This window comes from Microbacterium sp. ZXT2-5 (genome assembly GCF_055329545.1).
Map to the genome: position 1 here is coordinate 2,139,628 of NZ_JBUZWD010000001.1, position 23,602 is coordinate 2,163,229.

Annotated in this window: 18 protein-coding genes; 5 read left to right on the plus strand and 13 right to left on the minus strand. The window is 70.5% G+C overall.

Going from position 1 to position 23,602, the window contains the following annotated elements:
* Positions 1 to 5: 5 nt before the first annotated feature.
* Together ACZBH1_RS09315 and iolG are read left to right on the plus strand one after the other, a co-directional pair.
* Positions 6 to 923, plus strand: coding sequence for a sugar phosphate isomerase/epimerase family protein (locus ACZBH1_RS09315; RefSeq protein ID WP_463646217.1), 918 nt, complete (start codon positions 6 to 8; stop codon positions 921 to 923).
* A 43-nt stretch (positions 924 to 966) separates the two neighbouring features.
* Positions 967 to 1,977, plus strand: a complete 1,011-nt coding sequence (iolG, locus tag ACZBH1_RS09320; RefSeq protein WP_463646218.1) for an inositol 2-dehydrogenase — start codon at positions 967 to 969, stop codon at positions 1,975 to 1,977.
* Positions 1,978 to 2,050: 73 nt separating this feature from the next.
* Here the strand turns inward: iolG and ACZBH1_RS09325 are convergent, their stop codons facing one another.
* The 10 genes from ACZBH1_RS09325 to ACZBH1_RS09370 all read right to left on the minus strand — a co-directional run bounded on the left by ACZBH1_RS09325 (position 2,051) and on the right by ACZBH1_RS09370 (position 14,985).
* Entirely contained in the window at positions 2,051 to 3,331 is a 1,281-nt protein-coding gene (locus ACZBH1_RS09325) for an ABC transporter substrate-binding protein (protein ID WP_463646219.1), read from the minus strand.
* A 50-nt stretch (positions 3,332 to 3,381) separates the two neighbouring features.
* Positions 3,382 to 5,460 (minus strand): beta-galactosidase, encoded by a 2,079-nt coding sequence (locus ACZBH1_RS09330; protein ID WP_463646220.1) that lies wholly within the window; start codon positions 5,458 to 5,460, stop codon positions 3,382 to 3,384.
* Positions 5,461 to 5,507: 47 nt separating this feature from the next.
* Complete coding sequence (locus ACZBH1_RS09335; protein ID WP_378885026.1) at positions 5,508 to 6,158, minus strand: DUF624 domain-containing protein; 651 nt, start codon at positions 6,156 to 6,158, stop codon at positions 5,508 to 5,510.
* Positions 6,159 to 6,168: 10 nt separating this feature from the next.
* Positions 6,169 to 7,104 carry a carbohydrate ABC transporter permease gene (locus ACZBH1_RS09340; protein WP_378885029.1) on the minus strand — a complete coding sequence of 312 codons (936 nt, stop codon included), beginning with the start codon at positions 7,102 to 7,104 and terminating at the stop codon, positions 6,169 to 6,171.
* Entirely contained in the window at positions 7,101 to 7,997 is an 897-nt protein-coding gene (locus tag ACZBH1_RS09345) for a carbohydrate ABC transporter permease (RefSeq protein WP_336394559.1), read from the minus strand. The genes ACZBH1_RS09340 and ACZBH1_RS09345 overlap by 4 nt, the downstream gene beginning before the upstream one ends.
* A gap of 170 nt (positions 7,998 to 8,167) precedes the next feature.
* On the minus strand, positions 8,168 to 9,469 hold the full coding sequence (locus tag ACZBH1_RS09350; RefSeq protein WP_378885032.1) for an ABC transporter substrate-binding protein: 1,302 nt from the start codon (positions 9,467 to 9,469) through the stop codon (positions 8,168 to 8,170).
* A gap of 265 nt (positions 9,470 to 9,734) precedes the next feature.
* Positions 9,735 to 10,706 carry a family 43 glycosylhydrolase gene (locus tag ACZBH1_RS09355; protein WP_463646221.1) on the minus strand — a complete coding sequence of 324 codons (972 nt, stop codon included), beginning with the start codon at positions 10,704 to 10,706 and terminating at the stop codon, positions 9,735 to 9,737.
* Positions 10,703 to 11,797, minus strand: coding sequence for a Gfo/Idh/MocA family protein (locus tag ACZBH1_RS09360; protein WP_452323441.1), 1,095 nt, complete (start codon positions 11,795 to 11,797; stop codon positions 10,703 to 10,705). The genes ACZBH1_RS09355 and ACZBH1_RS09360 overlap by 4 nt, the downstream gene beginning before the upstream one ends.
* Positions 11,798 to 12,027: 230 nt before the next feature.
* The gene (locus tag ACZBH1_RS09365) at positions 12,028 to 13,815 is read right to left on the minus strand and encodes an ABC transporter ATP-binding protein (RefSeq protein ID WP_378885041.1); all 1,788 of its coding nucleotides are present in this window, start codon (positions 13,813 to 13,815) and stop codon (positions 12,028 to 12,030) included.
* A gap of 162 nt (positions 13,816 to 13,977) precedes the next feature.
* Positions 13,978 to 14,985, minus strand: a complete 1,008-nt coding sequence (locus ACZBH1_RS09370) for a LacI family DNA-binding transcriptional regulator (protein WP_463646222.1) — start codon at positions 14,983 to 14,985, stop codon at positions 13,978 to 13,980.
* Positions 14,986 to 15,309: 324 nt separating this feature from the next.
* Here ACZBH1_RS09370 and ACZBH1_RS09375 point away from each other — a divergent pair, with 324 nt between their 5' ends.
* Genes ACZBH1_RS09375 through ACZBH1_RS09385 form a run of 3 tightly spaced genes read left to right on the plus strand, consistent with a single transcriptional unit; the run spans position 15,310 to position 19,062 of the window.
* Complete coding sequence (locus ACZBH1_RS09375) at positions 15,310 to 16,311, plus strand: ABC transporter permease (protein ID WP_378885047.1); 1,002 nt, start codon at positions 15,310 to 15,312, stop codon at positions 16,309 to 16,311.
* A 10-nt stretch (positions 16,312 to 16,321) separates the two neighbouring features.
* On the plus strand, positions 16,322 to 17,278 hold the full coding sequence (locus ACZBH1_RS09380; RefSeq protein ID WP_378885049.1) for a carbohydrate ABC transporter permease: 957 nt from the start codon (positions 16,322 to 16,324) through the stop codon (positions 17,276 to 17,278).
* 32 nt (positions 17,279 to 17,310) lie between these two features.
* Positions 17,311 to 19,062 (plus strand): type 2 periplasmic-binding domain-containing protein, encoded by a 1,752-nt coding sequence (locus ACZBH1_RS09385; RefSeq protein ID WP_378885052.1) that lies wholly within the window; start codon positions 17,311 to 17,313, stop codon positions 19,060 to 19,062.
* Between the two features lie 319 nt (positions 19,063 to 19,381).
* Here the strand turns inward: ACZBH1_RS09385 and ACZBH1_RS09390 are convergent, their stop codons facing one another.
* The 3 genes from ACZBH1_RS09390 to ACZBH1_RS09400 are packed head-to-tail and all read right to left on the minus strand — an operon-like array spanning position 19,382 to position 23,483.
* On the minus strand, positions 19,382 to 19,987 hold the full coding sequence (locus tag ACZBH1_RS09390) for a YesL family protein (RefSeq protein ID WP_336394568.1): 606 nt from the start codon (positions 19,985 to 19,987) through the stop codon (positions 19,382 to 19,384).
* A gap of 44 nt (positions 19,988 to 20,031) precedes the next feature.
* The gene (locus tag ACZBH1_RS09395; protein WP_463646223.1) at positions 20,032 to 21,021 is read right to left on the minus strand and encodes a LacI family DNA-binding transcriptional regulator; all 990 of its coding nucleotides are present in this window, start codon (positions 21,019 to 21,021) and stop codon (positions 20,032 to 20,034) included.
* Positions 21,015 to 23,483 carry a glycosyl hydrolase family 95 catalytic domain-containing protein gene (locus ACZBH1_RS09400; RefSeq protein WP_463646674.1) on the minus strand — a complete coding sequence of 823 codons (2,469 nt, stop codon included), beginning with the start codon at positions 23,481 to 23,483 and terminating at the stop codon, positions 21,015 to 21,017. Before ACZBH1_RS09400 ends, ACZBH1_RS09395 begins: the two co-directional genes overlap by 7 nt.
* Positions 23,484 to 23,602 lie beyond the last annotated feature (119 nt).

Genomic DNA, 23,602 nt, shown 5'->3' on the forward strand with positions numbered 1-23,602 from the left:
ACCCGATGAAGGCGGAGGTCGCCGGCGCCCCGGTGAGCTTCGGCGTCTTCGAGATGACGCCGGACGGCGCGGCCACCGTGTCCGCCGACGACCTGCTCGAGGTGCTGGCCGACGCCGGGTACCGCGGCGTCGACCTGGGCCCCGTGGGGTACCTCGGCCGCGGCGCGGAGCTTCGCGCGCGGCTCGCCCGCTTCGAGCTGGAGCTGGCGGGCGGATGGGTGCAGCTGCCGTTCTCGGACGACGAGGCCTTCGAGGCATCCCTCCCCGTTCTGACCGACGCGCTTCGCGTCTTCTCCGACGCGGCGCAGGCGGGCCCAGGGAGGCTGCCGCTGCCGACGCTCGCCGACGACGGCTCCGTGGCGCGCCGCGCCCACCCCGGCCGCGGAGCGGCCGCGGACCCGCTCGCTCCCGAGGCCTGGGATCGCCTCTTCGCGAACACCGAGCGCGCGGCGGCGCTCGTGCGCGCCGCCGGCTTCGAGCCGACCTTCCATCACCACGCCGGCACCTTCGTGGAGTCGCCCGATGAGATCGACCGGTTCCTCGCGAATGTCGGCGTCGACCTCACCCTCGACACCGGTCATCTGCTCATCGCCGACGGCGACCCGGCGGAGGCCGTCTCGCGCTGGGGCGATCGCATCAACCACCTGCATCTGAAGGACGTCGACCGTGCCGAGCTGCGCCGGGTGCTGGCGGCCGGCGGCGGCATGGCCGAGGTCTGGTCGTCGGGGGCGTTCACCGCGTTCGGCCGCGGGGACCTCGATCTCGCGCGTGTGATGGATGCCATGGACGAACGCGGCTTCGACGGCTGGGTGGTCGTCGAACAGGACGTGCTGAACGCCCCCGATGTCGCGATCGACACCTTCCGTGCCGCGCGCGGCGACGACCAGCGGGTGAACCGCGCTGCGCTCACGCGCTGGGTCTGACCCACGCTGCCGCCTCTCCTCCGACACAGACAAGGAAACCGCCGTGCCCCACGCCCCTCTCCGCTTCGGTCTCATCGGCACCGGCCGCATCGGCCAGGTGCACGCCGAGAACATCGCCGCCAACCCGGACACCGCCCTCGCCTGGGTCGCCGACCCGTTCGTCGACGGGGCGCGTCGCGTCGCCGACCGCTTCGGGGGACGGGCGACGGCCGACACGGACGAGGTCTTCACCGCGGGCGACGTGGACGCCGTCCTCATCGCCTCGCCCACCCCGACGCACGTCGACCTCATCGAGAGGGCGGTGGATGCCGGCATCCCGGTGCTGTGCGAGAAGCCGATCGATCTCGACATCGCGCGCGTCGACAGGCTGCGCCCGAAGGTCGCGGCGGCAGGCATCCCCGTGGCTCTCGGCTTCAACCGGCGCTTCGACCCCGCGTTCGCGGAAGTCCGCGCGCGGGTCGCCGCCGGCGAGATCGGCGCCCTGGAGCAGCTCACCATCATCAGTCGCGACCCGTCCGCGCCGCCGGCGGACTACATCGCCGTCTCGGGTGGCATCTTCCGCGACATGACGATCCACGACTTCGACATGGCGCGCAGCTTCCTGCCCGACATCGTCGAGGTCAGCGCGGTCGGCTCGCGCACGTTCGACGACGGCGCGAGCAAGCACGGCGACTTCGACACGGCGGTGGTGACGCTGCGCGCGGCGTCGGGGGCGCTCGTCACGATCGTCAACTCGCGGCACAGCGCCGTCGGCTACGACCAGCGCCTCGAGGCGTTCGGCGGGAACGGGACCCTGCAGGTCGCGAACCGCTCGACGAGCCTCGTGAGCCTCTCCACCGGCGTCGGCGTGGAGACCCGGGCACCGTACGAGGACTTCTTCCTCCAGCGCTACGCCGAGGCCTACGCCGCCGAGCTGGGGGAGTTCGTCCACCTCGCCCGCGGCGAGACCGCGTCGAGCCCGACCTTCGAGGACGGACGCGCTGCGCTGATCCTCGCCGACGCCGCGCAGCGCTCGGCGACCGAGCGGGTCGCCGTCGAGGTCAGCCTGGCCTGACCAGGCCCTCCCACAGACGAACAGACGGATGCCGCGGCTCGATGAGCCGCGGCATCCGTCGTCCTGCTGTCGGTCAGCCGAGGATCGCGTCGGCCTCTGCGAAGAACTGGGTCACCGCGTCGTCGACCGAGAGGGCGCCCAGGCCGATGGACTTGCCGAGGTCCCAGAAGGTCTGCTCCAGCGAGCCGTAGCCGACGACCGGGACCGGCGGGGCGTCGCCGATGCGGTCGGCGGCGGACTCGATGTAGTCGGCGACCTGCTTGTCGGCGCCCTCGAGGGTCGTGCCCTCGAGCTTCGACGACGAGGCGGGGAAGCCGAGCGTCGTGCCGAAGATCTCGCCGGCCTCGGGGCTGTTCACGACGAAGTCGAGGAACAGCGCGGCGGCTTCGGGGTGCTCGGTGTTCTGCGCGATCGCGACCTGGAGGCCCGCCTGACGGTACAGGTCCTTCGAGCCCTCCTCCGCGGTCGGCGGGGCGACGATCGAGATCGATGAGGCGCCCGAGTCGGCGAGGTACCCGCCGAGGAAGTTGCTCCAGCTCATCTCGCTCGCGGTCACGGCCGCGCCGAATCCGGACTTGGGGGACAGCTCCTCGAGCGTCTGCTGCGGCACGGTGACGCCGTCGCGGATGTCGGCGCCCGACTCCCAGAAGTCGCGCAGCTCGTCCTCGGTGAAGCCGAGCTCGCCGTCCTCGGTGTAGAGGTTGCCGCCGTCGGCGCGGAGCACGAGTTCGAAGACCTGGATGCGCTGCGTGTAGTCGGTGCCGCCGTACACGGCGCCGCCGGTCGCGTCGGTGACCGAGGCCATCCACTCGTCGAAGTCGGCGAAGCTGCCGCCGGCCTCGGGCGCCTCGACGCCCGCCTGCGCGACGAGGTCGTCGTTGACGAAGTTCGCCCACAGGCTGTAGCCCGTCGGCAGCGAGTACTGCGTTCCGTCGAGGGCGCCGGTGCCGAGCAGCGACTCGTCGAACGTGGTCGTGTCGACGTAGTCCGCCACCTCGCCGAGGTCGAGCAGGTTGCCCGACTCGGCGTACTGGCGCAGGTAGCTGTCGGAGAACTGGAACACGTCGGGCAGTCCGCCGCCGGCGGCCTCGGTCTGCCGCTTCTCCCAGAAGCTGGGGAAGTCGGTGAACGAGGTGTTGATCGTGATGTTCGGGTACTCCTCGTTGAACGCCGCGATCAGGTCGTTGTAGCGGGTCGCGCGGTCGTCGTTGCCCCAGAACGCGAAGTCGATGGTGACCTTCTCGTCGGGGTCGAACGCCGCCGCGTCATCGGAGGTGTCGCCGGAGCATCCGGCGAGGACGAGCGCCGCGGTCGCCGTGAGGGCGGCCGCTGCGAGGAGGCGAGGTGCGGGCATGGGTATGTCTCCAGTGGGTGCGGTTGGGCGAGGGTCGGGGGGGCCGCCGCTCAGCGGGCGGCGGACAGTTCTGCGGCGGGGGCGGACGCCGGCGCGCCGGGCGAGGCGGGCACGAGGAGGAAGGCGACACCCTGCGCATCGAGGACGACGCGGTGGACGGCCGCGCCGGTCTCGGCATCCGTTCCCGCCACGTCGACCGTCACGGCGGTCTCCCCGTGGTTGATGAGCGTGACGAGGTCGCCACGGCGGGCCGCCTCGACGTCCGCGGGGAGCCCGTCGACGACGGGGCGGACACCGGATGCCTCGACCACGGTCGCGACGACGGCGTCGATGCCGTCGGGGTCGGGCTGCGTCGCGACGTACCACGCCTCGCCCGCGCCGAGGCGGTGACGGGTGAGCGCGGGGGAGCCGGCCTGCAGGCCGGATGCGAAGGTTCCGACCACGGAGGCGCCCGTGGCGTGCACGGCCTCCGCCACCAGGCGCCCCGTCTGCGACGAGCCGCCGAGCGTGAACGACACGGCTCCGCCGGCGGCAGCCGAGCGTGCGGCGTGGAGCGCCTCGACGTTCAGGGCGCCGACGCCGTTGGCGCTCGCGGCGGCACCGGCGAGCGCGCCGAAGTCCTCGAAGCGCAGGCCGAGCACCGGGCCGAGCTGGGTGAGGAAGCCGCCGTCGCGGAACTGATCGTGCGCGTCGACGATGTCGCTGAACGGTCCCGTGAGCAGGGTGCCGCCGTCCTCGACGAAGCGGGTGATCGCCGCGGCGCCCTCGTCGCGCAGGAGGTAGAGCGCCGGTGCGACGACGAGGTCGTAGGAGCGGTCCACCTCCTCGGGCCCGACGATGTCGACCTGGATGCCGCGGGAGTGGAAGGCGCCGTACCACTCGAGGGTCAGCGCGAGGTAGTCGATCTCGGTCGGGTGGTCGCGCTCCTCGACCGCCCACCAGTTCTCCCAGTCGAAGACGAGCGCCACCTGGGCGTCGCGGCCGGGGGCGGGAAGCTCAGGCAGTGCGGCCAGGCGCGCACCCAGCGCCGTGACCGCGTCCCACGTGCGGGTCCCGGTGCCGGCGTGCGGGAGCATCGCCGAGTGGAACTTCTCGCTGCCCGCGCGGGACTGCCGCCACTGGAAGAACATGATGCCGTCCGCGCCGCGCGCGATGGACTGGGCCGACTCGGCGACCAGGGCGCCGCGACGCTTGCCGGGATTGGCGGGACGCCAGTTCACGGCATCCGTCGCCTGCTCCCACAGCAGCCACGGCACGCCCGGCTTCAGCGAACGGATGAGGTCGCGCTGGAATGCGGCGTCGCGCACGCGATGCGGGTTCGCCGGATCGGGGTAGCAGTCGTCGGCGATGACGTCCATGTGCGGCGCCCACTTGCGGTAGTCGGCGGGCTTGAACGGCCCCATGAAGTTCGTCGTGATCGGCTGCGTCGCGCCCGCGGCGAGCAGGATCTCGCGCTCCATGAGGTAGCACTCCAGCAGCATGTCGCTCGTGAAGCGGCGCCAGTCGAGCATCGACGACGGGTTGTGGCTGTACGGCGCCAGCCGGGGCGGGAACACCTCGTCGAACGAGCCGTAGCGCTGCGACCAGAAGCTCGTGCCCCATGCCTCGTTGAGCGCCTCGATCGTGGAGTACCGCTTCGCGAGCCAGGCGCGGTACGCGTCGCGCGCGGCATCCGAGAAGTCCATCCAGAGGTGGCAGCCGAACTCGTTGCCGACGTGCCACATGACGACCGCCGGGTGATCGACGTAGCGCTCCGCCAGGCGGCGCACCAGCTCGCCGGCGAGACGGCGGTACGTCGGCGAGGACGGCGCGAAGTGCTGGCGGCTGCCCGGCCAGTACGAGGCGCCCGACTCGTCGGCGGGGAGCGTCTCGGGGTAGGTCGCGCTCACCCACGGCGGCGGGGACGCGGTCGCGGTGGCGAGGTTGACCTGGATGCCGCCGGCGTGGAGCTTGTCGATGACGGTGTCGAGCCACTCGAAGTCCCAGACGTCCTCGGCGGGCTGGATGCGCGACCACGCGAAGATGCCGAGGCTGACGATGTTGACGCCGGCCTCCTGCATGAGGCGGACGTCCTCGTCCCACACCTCCTCGGGCCACTGGTCGGGGTTGTAGTCGGCGCCGTAGAGCACGTCGAGCAGCTCCTTGTTCGAAGGTTGCGGTGGGGGAGGGGTCGGGATCAGCCGCGGCGGCCGCGGCGCGCGGGGACGGCGACCACGGCGAACGCGGCGCAGCCGAGCCCGGCGATGAGGAGGGGAGCGAGCATCCACGTGACGACCGCGACGAGGACGGCCGCGGCCGCGAGGTAGACGGTGGCGACGGGGTCACCGGTGACGGCCGAGGGGATGCCGCGGACGGCGCCGCGCCAGCCCCGCTCGGGCGTCCACGCACCGGCCGCGACGAGGAGGGCGGTCGCGCCGACGACGAGACCCGCCCAGCCGACGACCGCGACAGCCGGGCCGCCGGGCAGCGCACCGGAGTTCGCGAGATCGATGTCGAGCGTCAGCACGACGGCGAGGAGCGCTCCGATCACGCCGACCACGACCCCGCCCGGGAGAGCGGCGCGCCAGTCCTGCCAGAACGTCCGCACGTGCGACTGCTCGGCGTTCACGTACCGGCGGAGGTGACGGATGCCGGCGGCCAGGGCGGCCGGCAGCGTGATCACGAGCAGCCCGCCGGCGGTGACGAGCAGGCCCGTCAGCAGCACCTCGCCGAAGAGGGCGAACGCCCCCTTCGCGCCGGGGAAGCGGGCGGGCTCGCGCTCTTCGAGCGTCGGCCCGCTTCCCGTCGCATCGGCGCGACGCGCGGCGCGGAGTTCTCGGCGGTCCATGAGGGGTGCCCTATCCCTTGAGGCCCTGGGTGGCGACGCCGTCCACGAGGAAGCGCTGGAACACCAGGAAGAAGAGGAGCACGGGGATCAGCGCGATGAACGAGGCGGTGACGGTGGCACCGTAGTCGCTGACGGACGTCTGGTCGTTGTAGAGGCGCAGTGCGATCGGCAGCGGGTAGTTCTCGGGGCTGGTCAGGTACAGCAGCGGTCCGAGGAAGTCGTTCCACGACCAGATGAACGCGAAGATCGAGCAGGTGATCAGGGCGGGCTTGATCAGCGGCAGGATGATCGACCAGAAGATGCGGACGTGGCCGGCGCCGTCGATGCGGGCCGCTTCGTCCATGTCGCGCGGCATCTGGCGGATGAACTGCACCAGCAGGAACACGAAGAACGCCTCGGTGGCGAGGAACTTCGGCAGCAGCAGCGGCCAGAAGGTGTCGATCATGTCGAGCCGGTTGAAGATGATGTACTGCGGGATGATCACGACGTGGAACGGCAGCAGGAGCGTGCCGATCATCGCCGCGAACAGGATGCCGAGGCCCTTGAACTGGATGCGGGCGAACGCGTAGGCGGCCAGCGACGACGAGAGCAGTACGCCGATGACCGAGCCGACGGCGATGATGAGGGAGTTCAGGTAGAACCGCCACATCGGAACGCCCGCGATGCCCTCGAGCACCTTGACGTAGTTGTCGATGGTCGGGTTGTTCGGGATGAGGCCCATGTTCGAGCCGAACTCGCTGTTGGGCTTGAAGGTGGAGAACAGCAGCCACACCAGCGGGTAGAGCACGACCGCGGTGACGACGAGGAGCACGACGAACCAGATCACCGTCTGCCACGTCTTGGTCTTGATCTTGCGGCGTGGGGCGGAGCTGGACTTCTGGTCGGGGTCGACCTGGTTCTCGGTGAGCAGGAGCGCGTTCTCGCCGAACGAGGATGTCGTGGTCATCGGTTGTCTCCGGCGTAGTGGACCCAGCTTCGCTGAGTGCGGAAGAGGATGAAGGCGATGATGGCGACGACGATCAGCAGCACCCACGCGATGGCGGCGGCGTAGCCCATCTGGCCGTCGGAGAAGCCGCGCTTGTACAGGTACAGCGTGATGAAGTTCGTCATGCCGGCGGGGCCGCCGGTGCCGTTGGAGATGATGTAGGCCGACGCGAAGACCTGGAACGCGCCGATCAGGCCGAGCAGCAGGTTGAAGAAGATGACCGGCGACAGCATCGGCAGGGTGACCGCGCGGAACCGGTGCCAGGCGCCGGCGCCGTCCATCTCGGCCGCCTCGTACAGCTCCTTGGGGATCTGCTTGAGACCGGCGAGGAAGATCACCATGGTCGCGCCGAACTGCCACACCGCGAGGAGGATCATCGCGGGCAGCACGAGCGCGGGATTGCCGATCCAGCCGCCCAGGTCGATGCCGATGGCCGACAGGCCGTTGTCGACCGGGCCGTCGGAGGCGAACATCGCCCGCCACACGATGGCGACCGAGACCGATCCGCCGATCAGCGAGGGGGCGTAGAACGCCGAGCGGAAGAAGCCGGCGCCCCTGTCGCGGTAGTTGAGGAGCATCGCCACGCCCAGCGCCGCGGCCAGGGTGATCGGGGTGCCCACGAGCACGTAGATGAGGGTGATCTGCGCGGACTGCACGAACGCCGGGTCGGACGTGAACATCCGGACGTAGTTGTCCAAGCCGATCCAGCGCGGCGGGGAGAAGATGTTGTACGCCGTGAACGACAGGTACAGCGAGTACGCCATCGGGATGAGCGTGAGGCCGAAGAAGCCCACCAGCCACGGGACCAGGAAGCCGTAGCCGGCGACCGTCTCCTTCACGGCACGCTGTCGCATGCCCGGACGGTTGACATGCTCGGGCCTGCTCCGGCGGAACAGGGACCGGCGCGAAGGCTTCTCACCGGTCACGATGACTCTGGTCGCTGTGGTGCTCACGTGGACTCTCCGATACGGATTCGGGTGGTGTTCCGGGCCCGGGCGCATCGTACGCCCGGACCCGGAAGCTGTCACTGGTTGAGGACGACGTCCATCTCGGCGAAGAACTGCGAGACCGCGTCATCGACCGTGATCGTGCCGTAGTTCAGCTCCTCCCCGAGCTGGCGGAACTTCTCCTCGAGGGTGCCGTAGCCGACGATCGGCACCGGCGGGGCGTCGCCGAGGCGGTCGGCGATCGAGGCCTCGTAGTCCTTGACCTGCTGGCTCAGCGGGTCGAGCTCGGCAGCCTCCAGCGCGGTCTCCGAGGCCGGCAGGCCGCGGTTGGTGCCGAAGATCTCACCCGACTGCGGCGAGTTGACCAGGAAGTTCACGAGCGTCGCCGCAGCCTCCGGGTGCTCGGTGTTGGCCGAGATCGTGTGGAGCATCGAGGGCTTGAGGTACAGGTCCTTGGCGCCCTCCTCCGTGACCGGGGGAGCGATGAGGCCGAGCTCGGTGTAGGACTCGCCGAGGCCCGCGAGGTAGCCGGCGCCGAAGTTGTCCCACGTGAGCTCGCTCGCCGTCAGCGCGCTGTCGAAGGCGCCCTTCGGGGCGACCTCCGCCACGCGCTGCTGCGGGATGCCGATGCCGTCGCGGATGTCCTGTCCGGACTCCCAGAACTCGGCGAGGCGCTCCTCGTCGAAGCCGGGCGTGCCGTCCTCGTTGAAGAGGTTCTCGCCCTCTGCGCGCAGCTGCACCTCGAAGTTCTGGATGCGGCCGGTGAAGTCGCTGCCACCCCAGAACGCACCGCCCGAAGCGTCGGTGACCTCACCCATCCACTCGGTGTAGTCCTCCCACGTGCCGCCCTCGAACTGGTCGACGCCGGCCTGCTCGAGCAGGACCGGGTTGGTGAACAGGCCCCACGCGTTGGTGGAGGTGGCGATGCCGTAGGTCGTGTCGTTCACGACGCCGATGTCGAGGATGTTCTGGGGGATCGGATCGGTCTCGATGATGTTGCCGAGGTACGGCTCGAGGTCGAGCAGCAGCCCGTTCTCGGAGTACTGGCGCAGGTACGAGTAGTCGAACTGCATGACGTCGGGCAGGTTGCCGCCCGCAGCCTCGGTCTGACGCTTCTCCCAGAACTCCGGGAAGCCCAGGAACGTCGAGTTCACCGTGATGTTCGGGTACTCCTCGTTGAACGCCTCGATCGCCTCGTTGTAGAGCCCGGCGCGAACGTCGTTGCCCCAGAAGGCGAGGTCGAGCGTGACCTCTTCGTTCGGGTCGAAGGTGGGGTCGGCTTCGGGGCTGTCCTCGCTGCCGCCGGCGCAGCCGGCGAGCACCAGGGCTGCGCCGGCCGCGATCGCGGTGACGGCGAATGCCCGCTTCTTGCTGAACATCCTTGTCCTCTCTTGAACGTCTGCGTTCGTGTTCGCCGCGAGACGTTCGTCGTCTGGTGTGCGGTGTGGCGCGTCCCTCGGTGCGGAAAATGCGGTGCTGGAAAGCGCTTGCCCGCTACGGTACCCGAGCCAAAAACGTTTCGCAAGACATGAACGCGAGAAATTTAAACGATTCAGTAACGGCGTGCCGTTCTCCGCGCACCGGAACTGTGCCCGGTCACAGTCCGGGTTGCGGACGGCGGCGGGTATGCCGGCCCGGCTCCCGTCAGCGCTCGGCGATCAGCTCGCCGTCCACCACGCGGAGGCGGGCGACGTGGATCGCGCTGCGGCGATGCGTGCGCTCGTCGGCGTCGGCGAGCTCGCTGCCGTCCCACCACGGGTGGGTGAAGAAGTACAGTCGCGCCTCACCGTCCGTGACCACGACAGACCCGTGGCGCCCGATCTGCACGCCGTCGGCCGGAGCGCCGCTCTCGCCGAGGATGACGGCATCCGCCCCACCCTGTCGCGTCCACGACACGGCGTCGTCGCTGCGGTAGACCGCCATGCCGCGCCACTCGTCGGTGAGCATCCACCACCAGTCGCCGAGCTCGAAGACGTACGGGCCTTCGTGCGGGCGCCCGCCGATCGCGGTGCCGGCGGGATGCCACGTCTCGAGGTCGTCCGAGACCGCGACGGCCGTCGTCGAGTCGGCGGCCTCGTCCTTGCACCAGAGCCGCCACCGTCCGTCCGGGCAGCGGGCGACGGCGGCGTCGATGACCCGGTCGCTCGCGAGGGGCACGACGCCGCGCCCGGTCCACGTGCGCAGGTCGTCCGAGACGTATTCGACGATGTGGCGCTCGCCCTCCCACCGCGTCGGGATGCCGTCGATCCGGGTCAGGTACATGCGCCACCGCGTGCCGTCGTGCACAACCTCGGGTGCCCAGTGCGTCTCGGAGACCACGAGCGGAGGCGTGCCGGCCCGGAGGGCAAGCGCGTCTTCGCTCGGCTCGAGCGTGCCGGCGTAGCGCCAGCGAAGGCCGTCGTCGCTGTGGGCGACGCCGATCCGGCTGCCGTGCACCCACGCCACCCCGGGTCCGGGGTCATGATGCGTCGCGCGCCGCTGCGTGTAGAACAGCCACCACTGGCCGTCGCCGTCGCGGACGACGGTCGGGTCGGTGGCGCCGTCGTACACCGGATCCCGGTACAGCTCGCGGGGCGCGGGCGCTCCGGGGTCGATCGACGGGGCCGTGGTCGTCATCGCTCCGGGCGCAGGTCGATCACGGTGCTCGCGAAGCTGCGGCGGTGCGTCGGGTGGGCCGCGAGGTCCGCCGGAGTGATGACTGCGCCGTCGGCGTCCGCCGACGCGTACATCGCCGCCACCAGCTCGAACGTCCTCGCGGGCGCGTCGGCCGTCGAGGGCAGCGGTGCGCCGGACCGCAGCGCGTCGAACACGTCGCGCAGCAGGAACTCGTGGTCGCTGCGCTCCTCGGGTCCGGTGAGCTCCCACGCCGCAGCCTCGGCGGGGTCGATGTGGGCCGCCGGCGTGATCCGCCAGTTCTCGTGGCCGTGGCCGTACAGGTGATCGACGGTGATCGTGGCCTTCTCGGTGTCGATGCGGATCGAGCTGACCTCGCGGGGCGAGAGCGTGCTCGAGACGACCTGCGCGACGACGCCGCCCTGGAAGACGACGGTCGCCGTCGAGACGTCCTCGGTCTGCGTCTCGCGGTCCAGCCGCCACATGCGGCCCTCGACCCGCTCCCAGTCCCCGAGCAGGTACGACAGCAGATCGAGCTGGTGGATGCCGTGCCCCAGGGTCGTGCCGCCGCCCTCGGTCTCCCACTTCCCGCGCCACGGCACCGCGAAGTAGGCGGCGTCCCGGTACCAGAGGGTCTGGCACTGGGCGAGCAGCGGACGCCCGAGCGCGCCGGAGTCGAGGAGCCGCTTCACGTGAGCGGCGGCTGTGCCGGTGCGCTGCTGGAAGACGACCGCGAGCTCGCGACCGGCGGCGGAGGCGGCATCCGTCATCTGTTCCAGCTCGTCCAGCGACGGCGCCGGGGGCTTCTCCACGACGACGTGCGCGCCGGCGGCGAAGGCGGCGATCGCCTGCGACGTGTGCGCGACCGGGGGCGTGCAGATGTGGACGACGTCGGGCTTCGCGTCCGCGAGGAGCTCGTCGAGGTCGTCGTAGACCGCGGGCCCGCCGTACTGCTGCGCGAACGCCTCGGCCGACGCCCGCGAGAGGTCGGTGACGGCGACGAGCTCGGCGTTCGGGTAGGCCGCGATCGCTCGGATGTGCGAGTGCGCGATGGCTCCGGTGCCCACGATGGCGCAGCGAAGGGTGTCGGTCACGGTGGCTCCTCGGGATCGAGCGGATGCCGCAGCCGCCGGCATCCCGTCCCCTCCAGGGTAGGCGTTCGGGACGGAAAGCGCTATCCCATTCCTGCGCCGCCGCCCTTGCGCCGATCCGGAATCCGGACTTCCGCACGTTTTCCGGACCGCCGCCGGCGCGTCGCTCCGGAAAGGCGCCCGATCTCCGAATTCCGGATCGCACCCGCCGGAGGGGGACACGCCGCGCCCGCTCAGCGCTGGAGGCCGGCCTGGGTCGCGTGCAGGTGAGCGTAGCGGCCCCCGGCGGCGACGAGGTCGTCGTGGCTGCCGATCTCGACCACCTCGCCGTGCTCGAGCACGACGATGCGGTCGGCCTGGCGGATCGTCGACAGGCGGTGCGCGACGACGAGCGTCGTGCGCCCCCGCATGAGACGGTTGAGCGCCTCCTTGACGAGTTCCTCGGACTCGGGGTCGAGCGCCGACGTCGCCTCGTCGAGGAGCAGGATCCGCGGATCGCGCACGAGCGCCCTGGCGATGGCGAGCCGCTGCCGCTGTCCTCCCGAGAGGCGGGCGCCGCGCTCGCCCACGACGGTGTCCCAGCCGTCGGGCAGCGCGTCGACGAACTCGGCGGCGTTGGCGTCGCGCAGCGCCGCGCGCAGCCGCTCGTCCGACACGTCGTCGAGGCCGTAGGCGATGTTCTCGCGGATGCTGCCCTCGAAGAGCACCGACTCCTGCGGCACCACCGACACCGCGCGCCGGACGGTGCGCAGGTCGAGGTCCTGCATGTCGTCGCCGTCCAGCAGGAGGCGCCCGGAGGTCGGGCGCACGAAACCGAGGACGAGGTTGAGCATCGTGGACTTGCCCGAGCCGGACGAGCCGACGAAGGCCACCGTCTCCCCGGGCCGGATGTCGAGCGACACGTCGTGGACGGCATCCCGGTCGGCGCCGTCGTAGCGGTGCGAGACGTGCTTCAGCTCGAGGTGCCCGTCCACCGTCGCGACCGGGCGCTTGCCCTCGTTCTGCTCGAGGTCCGGCTCCTGGAGCACCTCCGAGATCGAGCGCATGGACTCCATGCCGCGCGCGCCGACGGGGATCAGCATCAGCAGCGACGTGAGGCCCTGGGTCAGCAGCGTGAAGTAGGTCGACAGCAGCACGACCTCGCCGGGCGTGATGGGGAGGATCCCGGTGAGGGCGAAGATGGCGGCGGCGACGAGGCATCCGAGTCCGAGCAGCTGCATCGCGACCCACGAGATCGAGGCCACGTGGCCGTTGAGCATGTCGAGGTGCAGCCCCGCGCGGCGCACCCCGTCCGCGCCCGCCTGGACGCGCGAGACGGCGGTGCGCTCGAGCCCGTGCGCCCGCGTCACCGGGATGAGGGATGCCATCTCTCCGACGCGGGCGGCGAAGCCCTCGACCTCGCGCCGGAACACCTCGTTGCGGGCGCGGGAACGGCGGCTGAGGGCCCACCGCAGGCCGAGCGCGATGGGGACCGCGAGTGCGTAGACGGGCAGGAACTGCGGCACCGCGATCGCGGTCATGGCGACCGCGCCGATCAGCACCATGGTCGCCGACAGCAGCGGGTGGGTGACCTGCTGCAGCATGAGCTCGACGTTCTCGACGTCGCGCACGACCTTGGTCTGCACGATCGAGGAGCTCACGCGCGTGTGGTAGCCGATCGAGAGGCTCTGCAGTCGCGCGGCGAGGGCGTTGCGCAGGTCGGCCCCGGTGTCGCGCACGACGGTCATGAAGTTGCGCGTGTACGCGATGTGCATCGGGTAGTTCTGGATCAGCAGCACCCCCGCCACGACGAACCAGATGAGCACCGTCGACACGTCGCCGCCCGTCGCCACGAGGTCGATGATCCGCGCCGTCACCACCGGGAGGAACCACAGTGGGATCTCTTTGCACGCGAAGGCGAGGATGGCGAGCGTCATCCGCCCGGGCCGACGGGCGAGCAGGCGCAGGACGGAGCGGCCGGGCTTGGGATGCTGGGCGATCGCGATGACGCGGATGGTCCCGGTAAACGCTTTCTGCGCCATGATGACATGGTAGACGGATGCCGCCCCCGCGGGTCCGGAGACGACGAAGAGCGGGGCGCACGGCGCATCGCGGCCTTCGTCGCACGCTCGCTCCGCGCGATCGAGAGGCGCGACGGCGACGAGCCCGCCCGGGGTTCGCAGCTCGTCAGCTGAGCGGTGCCGCTACCGCGCGGTGGACGCCCGCACGATCAGCTCCGGCTGGTAGACCACATCGGTGAGGTCGAGACCGGCGGTTCCCGAGATCCGCGCGAGCAGCATCTCGGCGGCGGTCCGGCCCATCTCGCGCGCCGGCTGGCGCACCGACGTGAGCGGCACCGCCGCGATGGCCGCGAACTCGATGTCGTCGTAGCCGACGACGGCGACGTCCTCGGGCACGCGCACGCCTCCCGCGATGAGACCGTGCACCAGTCCGATCGCGAGGTGGTCGTTGGAGGCGACCAGGCCGTCGGGCCGTTCGGCCGGGGGGCGTGCGGCCAGCTGCTCGCCGAAGGCGAGCCCTCGCGCGGACGTCGTGCGCTCGGTCCAGATCGGCTCGATGGTCCCCCCCGGGCAGGCCGCCACGGCCTGCCGCGCGCCCTCGAGCCGCTCGCGCACCTGCCGCACGGCCTGACGGGCGCCGACGAAGGCGAGCCGGCGTCGTCCCGTCGCGAGGAGGTGCTCCGCGGCGAGCCGACCGCCGGCGACATCGTCGAAAGAGACAGACGGGAGCTCGCCGGCGTCGTCGACGGCGTCGACGAGGACGACGGGGATGCCGCGCCCGCGCAGCCGGTCGAGCCACGGTGCGAGCGGGCCGAACGGGCTCACCAGCGCACCCTCGACCTGGACGCGCTCGAACAGCTCGAGGTGGTCCCGCTCCTTCGCGATGTCGTCGGAGCTGTTGCCGACGAGGACGCGCAGGCCTGCGGCGGATGCCGCGTCCTCGGCGCCGGCGACCATGTCGGCGAAGAAGGGATTGGCGATGTTGATGACCGTCATGCCGAGCAGGCCGGAGCGTCCGGCGCGCAGCGCCTGCGCCGCCTGCAGTGGAACGTACCCCAGCTGATCGGCCGCGGACCGGACGCGGGCGACGAGCCGCTCGCTCACCATGTGCGGCCGGTTGAGCGCGTTGGAGACCGTGCTGATCGAGACGCCGGCGCGCTCCGCGACATCGCGGATGCCCACTCGCTTCATCTCGGTCGTCCCGTCCTGCTCCCTGTCGCGGACGTGGATCCCGCCCGCGCGCTCGGTCCGACTATGGTAGGCGCTTTCCGACGCACGCCGCCGCTGCGCCCCCGGCGACGATCGTTACCCCCGCGTTACGAGAAGACATTTGACGAACCGAACACGTCCCGCCTACTCTTCAATCGAAGCGGTTCGAAATCGAAGCGGTTCGACTGTTTACCACGGATCCCGCCCCCGCCCGGGGCACCCACGTACACGAAGGAGTGACATGGAAGCGCGGCATGCTCACCCGACGGCATCCGACCCGGACGCCCTTCTCCGAGTCACGGTCCGATGACCACGCAGGCTCAGGCGCAGACGGTCTTCCAGGAGGCGGCCGTCCACAACCTCGAGAAGAACACCCGCAAGCGCCGCGGCCCGCGGATCCGCCCGGCCGGCAGCAGGACGTCGTTCAAGCTCTTCCTCTGCATCGTGCCGTTCCTGGTGCTGGCGTTCCTGTTCTCCTACCTCCCGCTGTACGGCTGGATCTACTCGCTCTACGACTACAAGCCCGCGCTCGGCCTCGAGGGCAGCGAGTTCGTCGGCCTGCAGTGGTTCCAGATGCTCGTCAGCTCGCCGACCCAGATGGCGCAGATCGGACAGGTGCTGATGAACACCCTCGCGATCAGCTTCCTGGGGATCGCGACATCCGTCCTCCCGCTCTTCTTCGCGATCCTCCTCAACGAGGTGAAGGCGCCGTGGTTCCGCAACTCGGTGCAGACGCTCACGGCGCTCCCCAACTTCATCTCGTGGGTGCTCGTGTACATGATCGCGTTCTCGCTGTTCTCGAGCTCGGGTCTCGTCAACGACGTGCTGATCGACGCGGGGCTCGTCACGGCCCCGGTCAAGTTCCTCGACACCGACGAGAACGTCTGGCTCACCATGACGCTCTGGAGCATCTGGAAGGGGCTGGGCTGGGGCGCGATCATCTACCTCGCCGCGATCGCCGGCATCGACCAGTCGCTGTACGAGTCGGCGCGCATCGACGGGGCCGGGCGCTTCCAGCTGATGCGCCACATCACCATCCCGCAGCTGATGCCGACGTACCTGGTGCTGCTGCTGCTGTCGATCGCGAACATCCTCAACAACGGCATGGAGCAGTACTACGTGTTCCAGAACGCGTTCAACAAGGAGTGGATCCAGGTGCTCGACCTGTACGTCTACAACATCGGCATGACGGGCAACAGCCTGTCGCTGGCCACCGCGATCGGCATGCTGAAGAGCCTCATCTCGGTCGCGCTGCTGCTCACCGTCAACGCGGTCTCCAAGCGTGTCCGCGGCGAATCGATCGTCTGAGGGCCGGGCCATGACCACGACGATGACCAAGACGCTCACGACCGCCCACCGGGGCGACAGCTCGGCCCGGTACCGGCCGTCGGCCGGAGACATCCTGTTCCGGTTCCTGAACTACGTGCTGTTCGCGGTGTTCGCCCTGATCTGCGCGTACCCGTTCTACTACCTGATCATCAACTCCGTCAGCGCCAACGACGTCTCGGCGCTCGGCGATGTGCGACTGTGGCCGGTCGACTTCCACCTGTCGAACTACGGGCAGGTGTTCCAGCTGCCCGGCCTGCCGATGGCGACGGTCGTCTCCATCGGCCGCACGGTGATCGGGACGGTCCTGACCGTCCTCGCCTCGGCGTTCCTGGGCTTCATGTTCACGCAGACGCGCATGTGGGGCCGCAAGTTCTGGTACCGCTTCCTCATCATCACGATGTACTTCAGCGCGGGCCTGATCCCGGTGTTCATCATCATGAAGTCGCTCGGGCTCACGAACAACTTCTGGGTCTACGTCCTGCCGTTCGTCGTCCAGCCGTTCAACGTGATCCTCGCCAAGACGTACGTCGAGTCGATGCCGAAGGAGCTCCAGGAGGCGGCGGAGGTCGACGGCGCCAACATCCTCCAGGTGTTCTTCCGCGTGTACCTGCCCAACATGACGCCGATCCTCGCGACGATCGCGATCTTCAGCGCCGTGATGCAGTGGAACAGCTTCCAGGACACCCTCATCTACATCACCGACCAGAGCTTGTACACGCTGCAGTACCTGCTCTACATGTTCATCAACCAGGCGTCGAGCCTGGCCCAGGCGGCACAGGACGCCGGCGGCAATCTCGGGCAGATCGCGGGCGCGGCGACGACGCAGACGCCGACGTCGATCCGCATGACGGTCTCCGTGCTCGTCGTGCTGCCCATCATCTTCATCTACCCCCTGTTCCAGCGCTTCTTCGTGAAGGGCATCATGCTGGGCGCCGTCAAGGGTTGACGGCGGCCACGCACCACCGAGAAAGGAAAGCAATGAAGCTGAGGAAGAAGGTGTCCCTCGCACTCGTGGCGCTGCTCGCCGCGGGATCGCTGGCATCGTGCAGCGCGGGGGGAGGTGACGAACAGGGCGCGATCGACGAGTTCCCCGAGAAGTGGGACGAGCAGATCACGATCGACGTCTTCGACGGCCTCGCCAACTACATGGGCGTGCAGCAGGGCTGGTTCGCCAAGATCGTCGAAGACAAGTTCAACATGAAGCTGAACATCATCGCCCCCAACGTGGCCGGCGGCGGTGACACGCTCTACAACACCCGCGTCGCCGCGGGCGAGCTGGGCGACCTCATCATCGTCAACAAGGGCGAGCAGCTCGACGAGCTCGTGCAGGGCGGCCTTGTGCTCGACGCCGCCGACTACTACCCGGCGATGGAGAGCGTGTCGAAGTTCGACAAGGCCGTCGAGCACCTCAACGACGGCAAGGACGGCGTCTTCGCCTTCCCGTCGTCGGTGTCGTCGCTGAAGCCGACCGAGCCGTCGGAGGGTCTCAACCCGACGTTCGGCCCCTTCGTGCGGTGGGACTACTACAAGGAGCTCGGCTACCCCGACATCGGCACGCTCGAGGACCTGTTGCCGGTGCTCGCCGACATGCAGGCCGCGCACCCGACCACCGACAACGGCCAGCCCGTCTACGGCTTCTCGCTGTTCAAGGACTGGGACGGCAACATGATGGTCACCGCGAAGCAGCCCGCCTGCTTCTACGGCTACGACGAGATCGGCTTCGTGCTGGCCAAGGCCGACGGCTCGGACTACCAGGGCATCCTGGATCCGGACGGCGAGTACATGCGCAGCCTGAAGCTCTACTTCGACGCCAACCAGCTCGGACTCGTCGACCCGGAGTCGACGACGCAGAACTACGACACCCTGTTCTCGAAGTTCCAGAACGGCCAGGTGCTCTTCTCGTGGTGGCCGTGGCTCGGCCAGTCGGCGTTCAACACCGAGGAGAACATGGCCGCGGGCAAGGGCTTCCAGATGGTGCCCATGGAGGACCAGGAGATCTTCTCCTACGGCGCCGAGGCGTACGGCGGCAAGCCGATCTTCGCGATCGGCTCCAAGGCCGAGGACCCGGAGCGGATCGCCGCGTTCATCGACTGGCTGTACTCGGCCGAGGGCGCCTACGCCAACAACGCGCAGACGGGCGCCTCGGCGGGGCCGCAGGGTCTCACGTGGGACGTCAACGACGCCGGCGAGCCGGAGCTCACCGACTTCGGCAAGCAGGTCTTCCTCGAGGGCGGCGGGACCGTCCCCGAGGAGTGGGGCGGCGGCGACTACGCCGACGGCGTCTCGGCCCTCAACATCAGCGCCGTGCTGCCGATCGAGGTCGACACCGAGACGGGCTTCCCGTACAGCTACACCTTCTGGCCCACCTATCAGGCGGCGATCGCGAACCCGCTGACCGAGGACTGGTCGGCCAAGATGGGCGGCGCGACCTCGACGATGGAGTACCTGCAGACCAACGACCAGGTGCTCGTGGCCCCCGGCGCCAGCTACGCGCCGCCGGCGGACAGCTCCGAGATCGAGACGCTGCGCAACCAGGTCAAGGAGATCGTCAAGCAGTTCTCGTGGCAGATGGTCTTCGCCGACAGCGAGGCGAAGTTCGAGTCGCTGCGCGACGAGCTGATCGAGACCGCGAACGGTCTCGGCTACGAGAAGGTGCTCGAGTTCGACATGGAGAACGCCAAGGCGCAGGACGACGCCCGCGTCGCCGTGACGGAGGAGTTCGCCGGCTGACACAGGCCGGCAGGCGAGGGGCTCGGGATGCTGCGGCATCCCGGGCCCTTCTGCCGTCCCACCCCGCGCCGGGGCGTCGACCGCGTCCCGTCGTCCCCCCGCGTTCCGTCGCCCTGAGGCGGCCGATACACCGCGTTCGCGACGAGACACGACGCCGCGCGCTGGTGTGTCGTCGCATCTGCGGTGTTTGCCCACATACTCGGGACCCGGCGTCCGACCGCGGGGACGACGAGGCGTGCGTCGCCGCGCCGGGCAGGCGAGAGGAGGGGGGACGGATGCCGTGGGGCCGAGGCATCCGTCGACGCGGACGCCGCGGCGATCAGGCCTCGTGGCGGGCGAAGACGCTGCGGAAGAGGAACGCCGTCGCGTACGCGCCGACGGAGAAGCCGATCGTGAGCACGAGGAAGCCCACCGGCGGGAAGAGGATCGTGAGGGCGACGGCGGTCACCGGGATGATGAGCAAGCCCAGGGTGCGCACCGGCTCGGCGGCGGGGAGGAGCAGCGCGTTGCGGAGGGTCTGGCGCACGGTGTTGCGGAAGTACGCGACCTGGGCCATGGCGTACAGGAACGCCGCGAACAGGTACACCGCGCCGATGATCGCGAGCACGCCCGCCACCCCGGCGAACAGCGCGGGATGGGCGAACCAGAACACGCTCGAGAATCCCAGCAGTGCGGCCGGCGCGAGCAGGCACAGCATGAGGACGCTCGCCCGCCCGAAGTTCGCCCGGAATGCCGGGAGGTAGTCCTTGAGCGGCCGGCCGCTCTCGTCGTCGGAGTACCGGATCGTGACCTCGAACAGGGCGCTCGTGGCGGCCCCGATCGTCACGACCGGCAGGCACAGCACGATGTAGAGCAGGTTCAGCGCGACGAACGTGAGGAAGGTCGAGAAGCCGTTCAGGGCGCGGCTGTCGGGGTCGATGCGCATCCGTGGTCACCTGCCGCCGCGCGGGCGGGCGGCTCGTCTCACCCTCACAGGGCCGGCGTGCTTCCGGTCAGCGCGGGCGGCAGCAGGCGCACGGCCGGCTTCGCGCCGTTCGCGAGGATCTCGCAGATCATGTCGGTCGCGGCGGCCCCGATGTCCTCGGCCGGCACGGCGATGCTGTCGGCGAGTCCCGCCACGGAACGGGCGACGTCCTCGGGGCAGAGGGCCACCACCGAGAGCTCGTCGCTGCGCCTGCGGCCGTGCTGCGCGATCGTGGCGGCGACGTGGGGGAGCGCGCCCTCGTTGTGCACGAAGAAGCCGGTGATATCGGGGTTCTCGTCCATCACCGCGTCGACCGTGGCCGCCGCCTCGGCCGTGCTCGGGCAGGCATGGACGGTCCCGGTCACGCCGTTCGCCTCGCACGCGGCCAGGAAGCCGCGCACGAGCCGGTCGGCATAGGAGGTGTGCCGCGACATGACCTCGGACGGCGAGCCGATCAGCGCGATGCGCCGGTGCCCCAGATCGACGAGCCGGTCGACGGCGAGCCATCCGGCGGCCTCGAAGTCGAAGTCGACGCAGGGAATCGCGCGGCGGCCCTCGGGAAGGCCGATGAGGACGCTCGGATGCCCCAGCCCCGACAGCGTCTCGATGCGCGGGTCGTCGGACTCGACATCCATCACCAGCAGGGCGTCGACCATCGATCCCTTCGCCGCCCGCTGCAGCGCCTTCGCGTCGTCGCTGGCCAGCAGCAGGATGTCGTACCCGTGCTTGCGCGCCTGCGTCACGACGCCGGTCACGATCTGCATCACCACGTGCACGTCGACGCCGGTGCGCAGCGGGGCCTGCAGGCCGATGACGTTGGTCGACCGCGACGCGAGCGACCGGGCGCCCGCGTGCGGGCTGAAGCCGAGGCTGTCGATCGCCTTCTCGACGCGCACGCGCGTCTCCTGCGAGATGGCGCGCTTGCCGCTCATCACGTAGGAGACGGTCGAGATCGACACGCCCGCCGCCTGTGCGACGTCCGCGATCGTCACCATGAGGTACCCAGCTCTCTCGCGTCGATCACCCTCGAGGTTCCGGGGGCGAGTTCGAACGTGTCGATCGGACCGTCGGGTCCGCTCACACTCATTGTCGTCGTTCGCGACCCCGCCTCGAACCGGGCGCGCACGAGGCGTCCGCCCGCCCACTCCAGGTCGACCGCCACATCGCCACGCGAGCGGATGCCGCGCACCGCCCCGTCCGGCCACGCCGACGGGAGCGCGGGGAGCAGCTTCACCCGCACATGAGCGGGCGCCGGCGCGTCCTGCGCCACCCCGGGGCCGGGATCGCCCGCGGCGACCGGCTCGTGGAAGGACTGCACCAGCGCCTCCGCGATGGCCGCGGTCACCCCCAGGTTGCCGTCGATCTGATACGGCGGGTGGGCGCTGAGGAGGTTCGGGTACACGCCGCCGCGGTGCTCGTGCGAGTCTTCGTCGGCCGGTCGCAGCGCCAGGCGCAGCTGCGCGTGGACGGCCTCGCCGTCGCCGAGCCTGGCCTGCATGCCGGCCCGCCAGGCGAGCGCCCAGCCGGTCGACTCGGGGCCGCGCAGGCGGATCGACTCGGCCGCCGCGCGCGCGAGCTCAGGCGTCGCCTCCGGCGTGATCTGCGCATACGGGAACAGCCCGACGAGGTGGGAGAGGTGCCGGTGCAGCGGCTCGGCCTCGACGCGGTCGCGGTCCCATTCGAGCAGCTCGCCGCGCGCCGACACCTGCGGATCCGGCAGCGCGCCGGTGCGGGCCGTGAGCTCCTCCACCCAGGGCTCGGAGAGGCCGAGGGCGCTCGCGGCGGCCCGGCACACCGCGGCCAGCTCCCGCAGCAGCGCGACGTCCATCGTCGCGGTCGTCGCGACGCCGCGCTCGCGGCCGTCGTCGTCGACGTAGTGGTTCTCGGGCGAGGTCGAGGGGCTCGTCCACGCGCGCTCGTCGTCGCCCTGGATCCACGACAGCGCGAAGGCCGCGGCGGAGGCCAGCACGGGCCACGCCTCGTCGCGCAGGTACGCGCGGTCGCCGCCGAACGCGTAGCGGTCCCACAGGTGCAGCGCGAGCCACACGCCCCCGAGCGACCAGTTCGCCCACGCCGGGTCGCCGTGCCCGGCGCCGACCGGCGCGGCGTGCGCCCAGGCATCCGAATTGTGGTGCGCCACCCAGCCGTCGGCGCCGTAGAGCTCGCGGGCGACGACCGGGCCCGTCGTCTCGGAGAGCCGACGGACGAAGCGCAGCAGCGGCTCGTGGCACTGCGCGAGCCCCGTCGTCTCGGCCGGCCAGTACGCCATCTGCGTGTTGATGTTGAGGGTGTAGGCGCTCGACCACGGGCCGGGCAGCTCGGCGTTCCAGAGCCCCTGCAGCGTCACGGGGAGGCCGCCGGGCTGCGACGACGCGATCAGCAGGTAGCGCCCGTAGTGGAAGGTCAGCGCCGCGAGGGCCGGATCGTCGCGCTCCTGGGCGCGGCGGACGCGCTCCACCGTGTCGATCGCCTCGCCGTCCGCGGGGTCGGGGAGCTCGAGCAGGCAGCGCCCGTAGAGCGCGCGGTGGGCGGCGGCGTGCGTCTGCGCGCGGTCCGCCGCGGTGGCGGCGACATCGGACAGGGTCGGGATTCCGCGCAGCAGCGCGGCGGCCCTCTCGAGCGCGTCGCCGGCGACGTCCGGATCGCCGGGCAGCGACGGGGCCGTCGCCGTGGCCACCGCGAACAGCAGCGTCGTCGCCGGCTCGGTGATCAGCGCGCCCTCGGCGACCGCGGACGGACCCAGGGAGCGCACGACGACGGCGCCGTGGCGCCCTGCCGCATCGTCGTACCGGATCGGCTCGGTGGGATCCTCGTGGCCGGGTGCGAGGTCGACCGGGAACCACCAGTCGGTGGCGAGGTCGCCGTCGCGGTCCGCTGCGGCGGAACGGCTCCGCAGCAGCGATCCCACCGTGAGTCGTGCGCGCACGGGGGCGTCGGCGGTGATCTCGTGCATGAGGGCGCCGGTCACGAGATCGGCCCACGTGCGGTGGCGCACGGCGGCGTCGCCGATCCGGTACTCGTGTGTCGCGATGCCGGTCGCGAGGTCGAGTCGGCGCGTGAACGCGCCCGCCGGGGGTGCGGCATCCGCCTCCAGCACCTGGATGTCGATCCAGCCGAGCGGAAGGTACGCCTGCACCCACGGGGTCTGCATCCGCTGCAGCAGGCCTTCGGCGGCGTCGAGGTCACCGTGGTCGATCGCCGCGCGGACGGCGCCCAGCGCGTCGGCGCCGCGGGCGGTCGTACCCTCGAGCGGGTCGCGGTCGGCGTGGCCGGACCACGCCGTGATGTCGTTCAGCCAGAGGCGATCGCCGCCCGCGAGCCCTGCGCACATCGCGCCGCGCACGCCGTTGCCGACGGGGTAGGCCTCGAGCCAGCGGGAGGCGGGGGCAGAGGCGCGCAGCACGTGGAGCGCTTCGGCGGCGGGCTGGTCGGTCGCATCATCGCGGCGCGTGGACATCGTCACAGTCCCTAGTATATGGTCTCGGTGTTGAAGCGCTTCGAAAGCCGATGGCAGAGTCGTGGCGCTCAGACATCAGACCGCCGCTCCGACCGAAACTCAGCGAAGAGGTTCTCCCC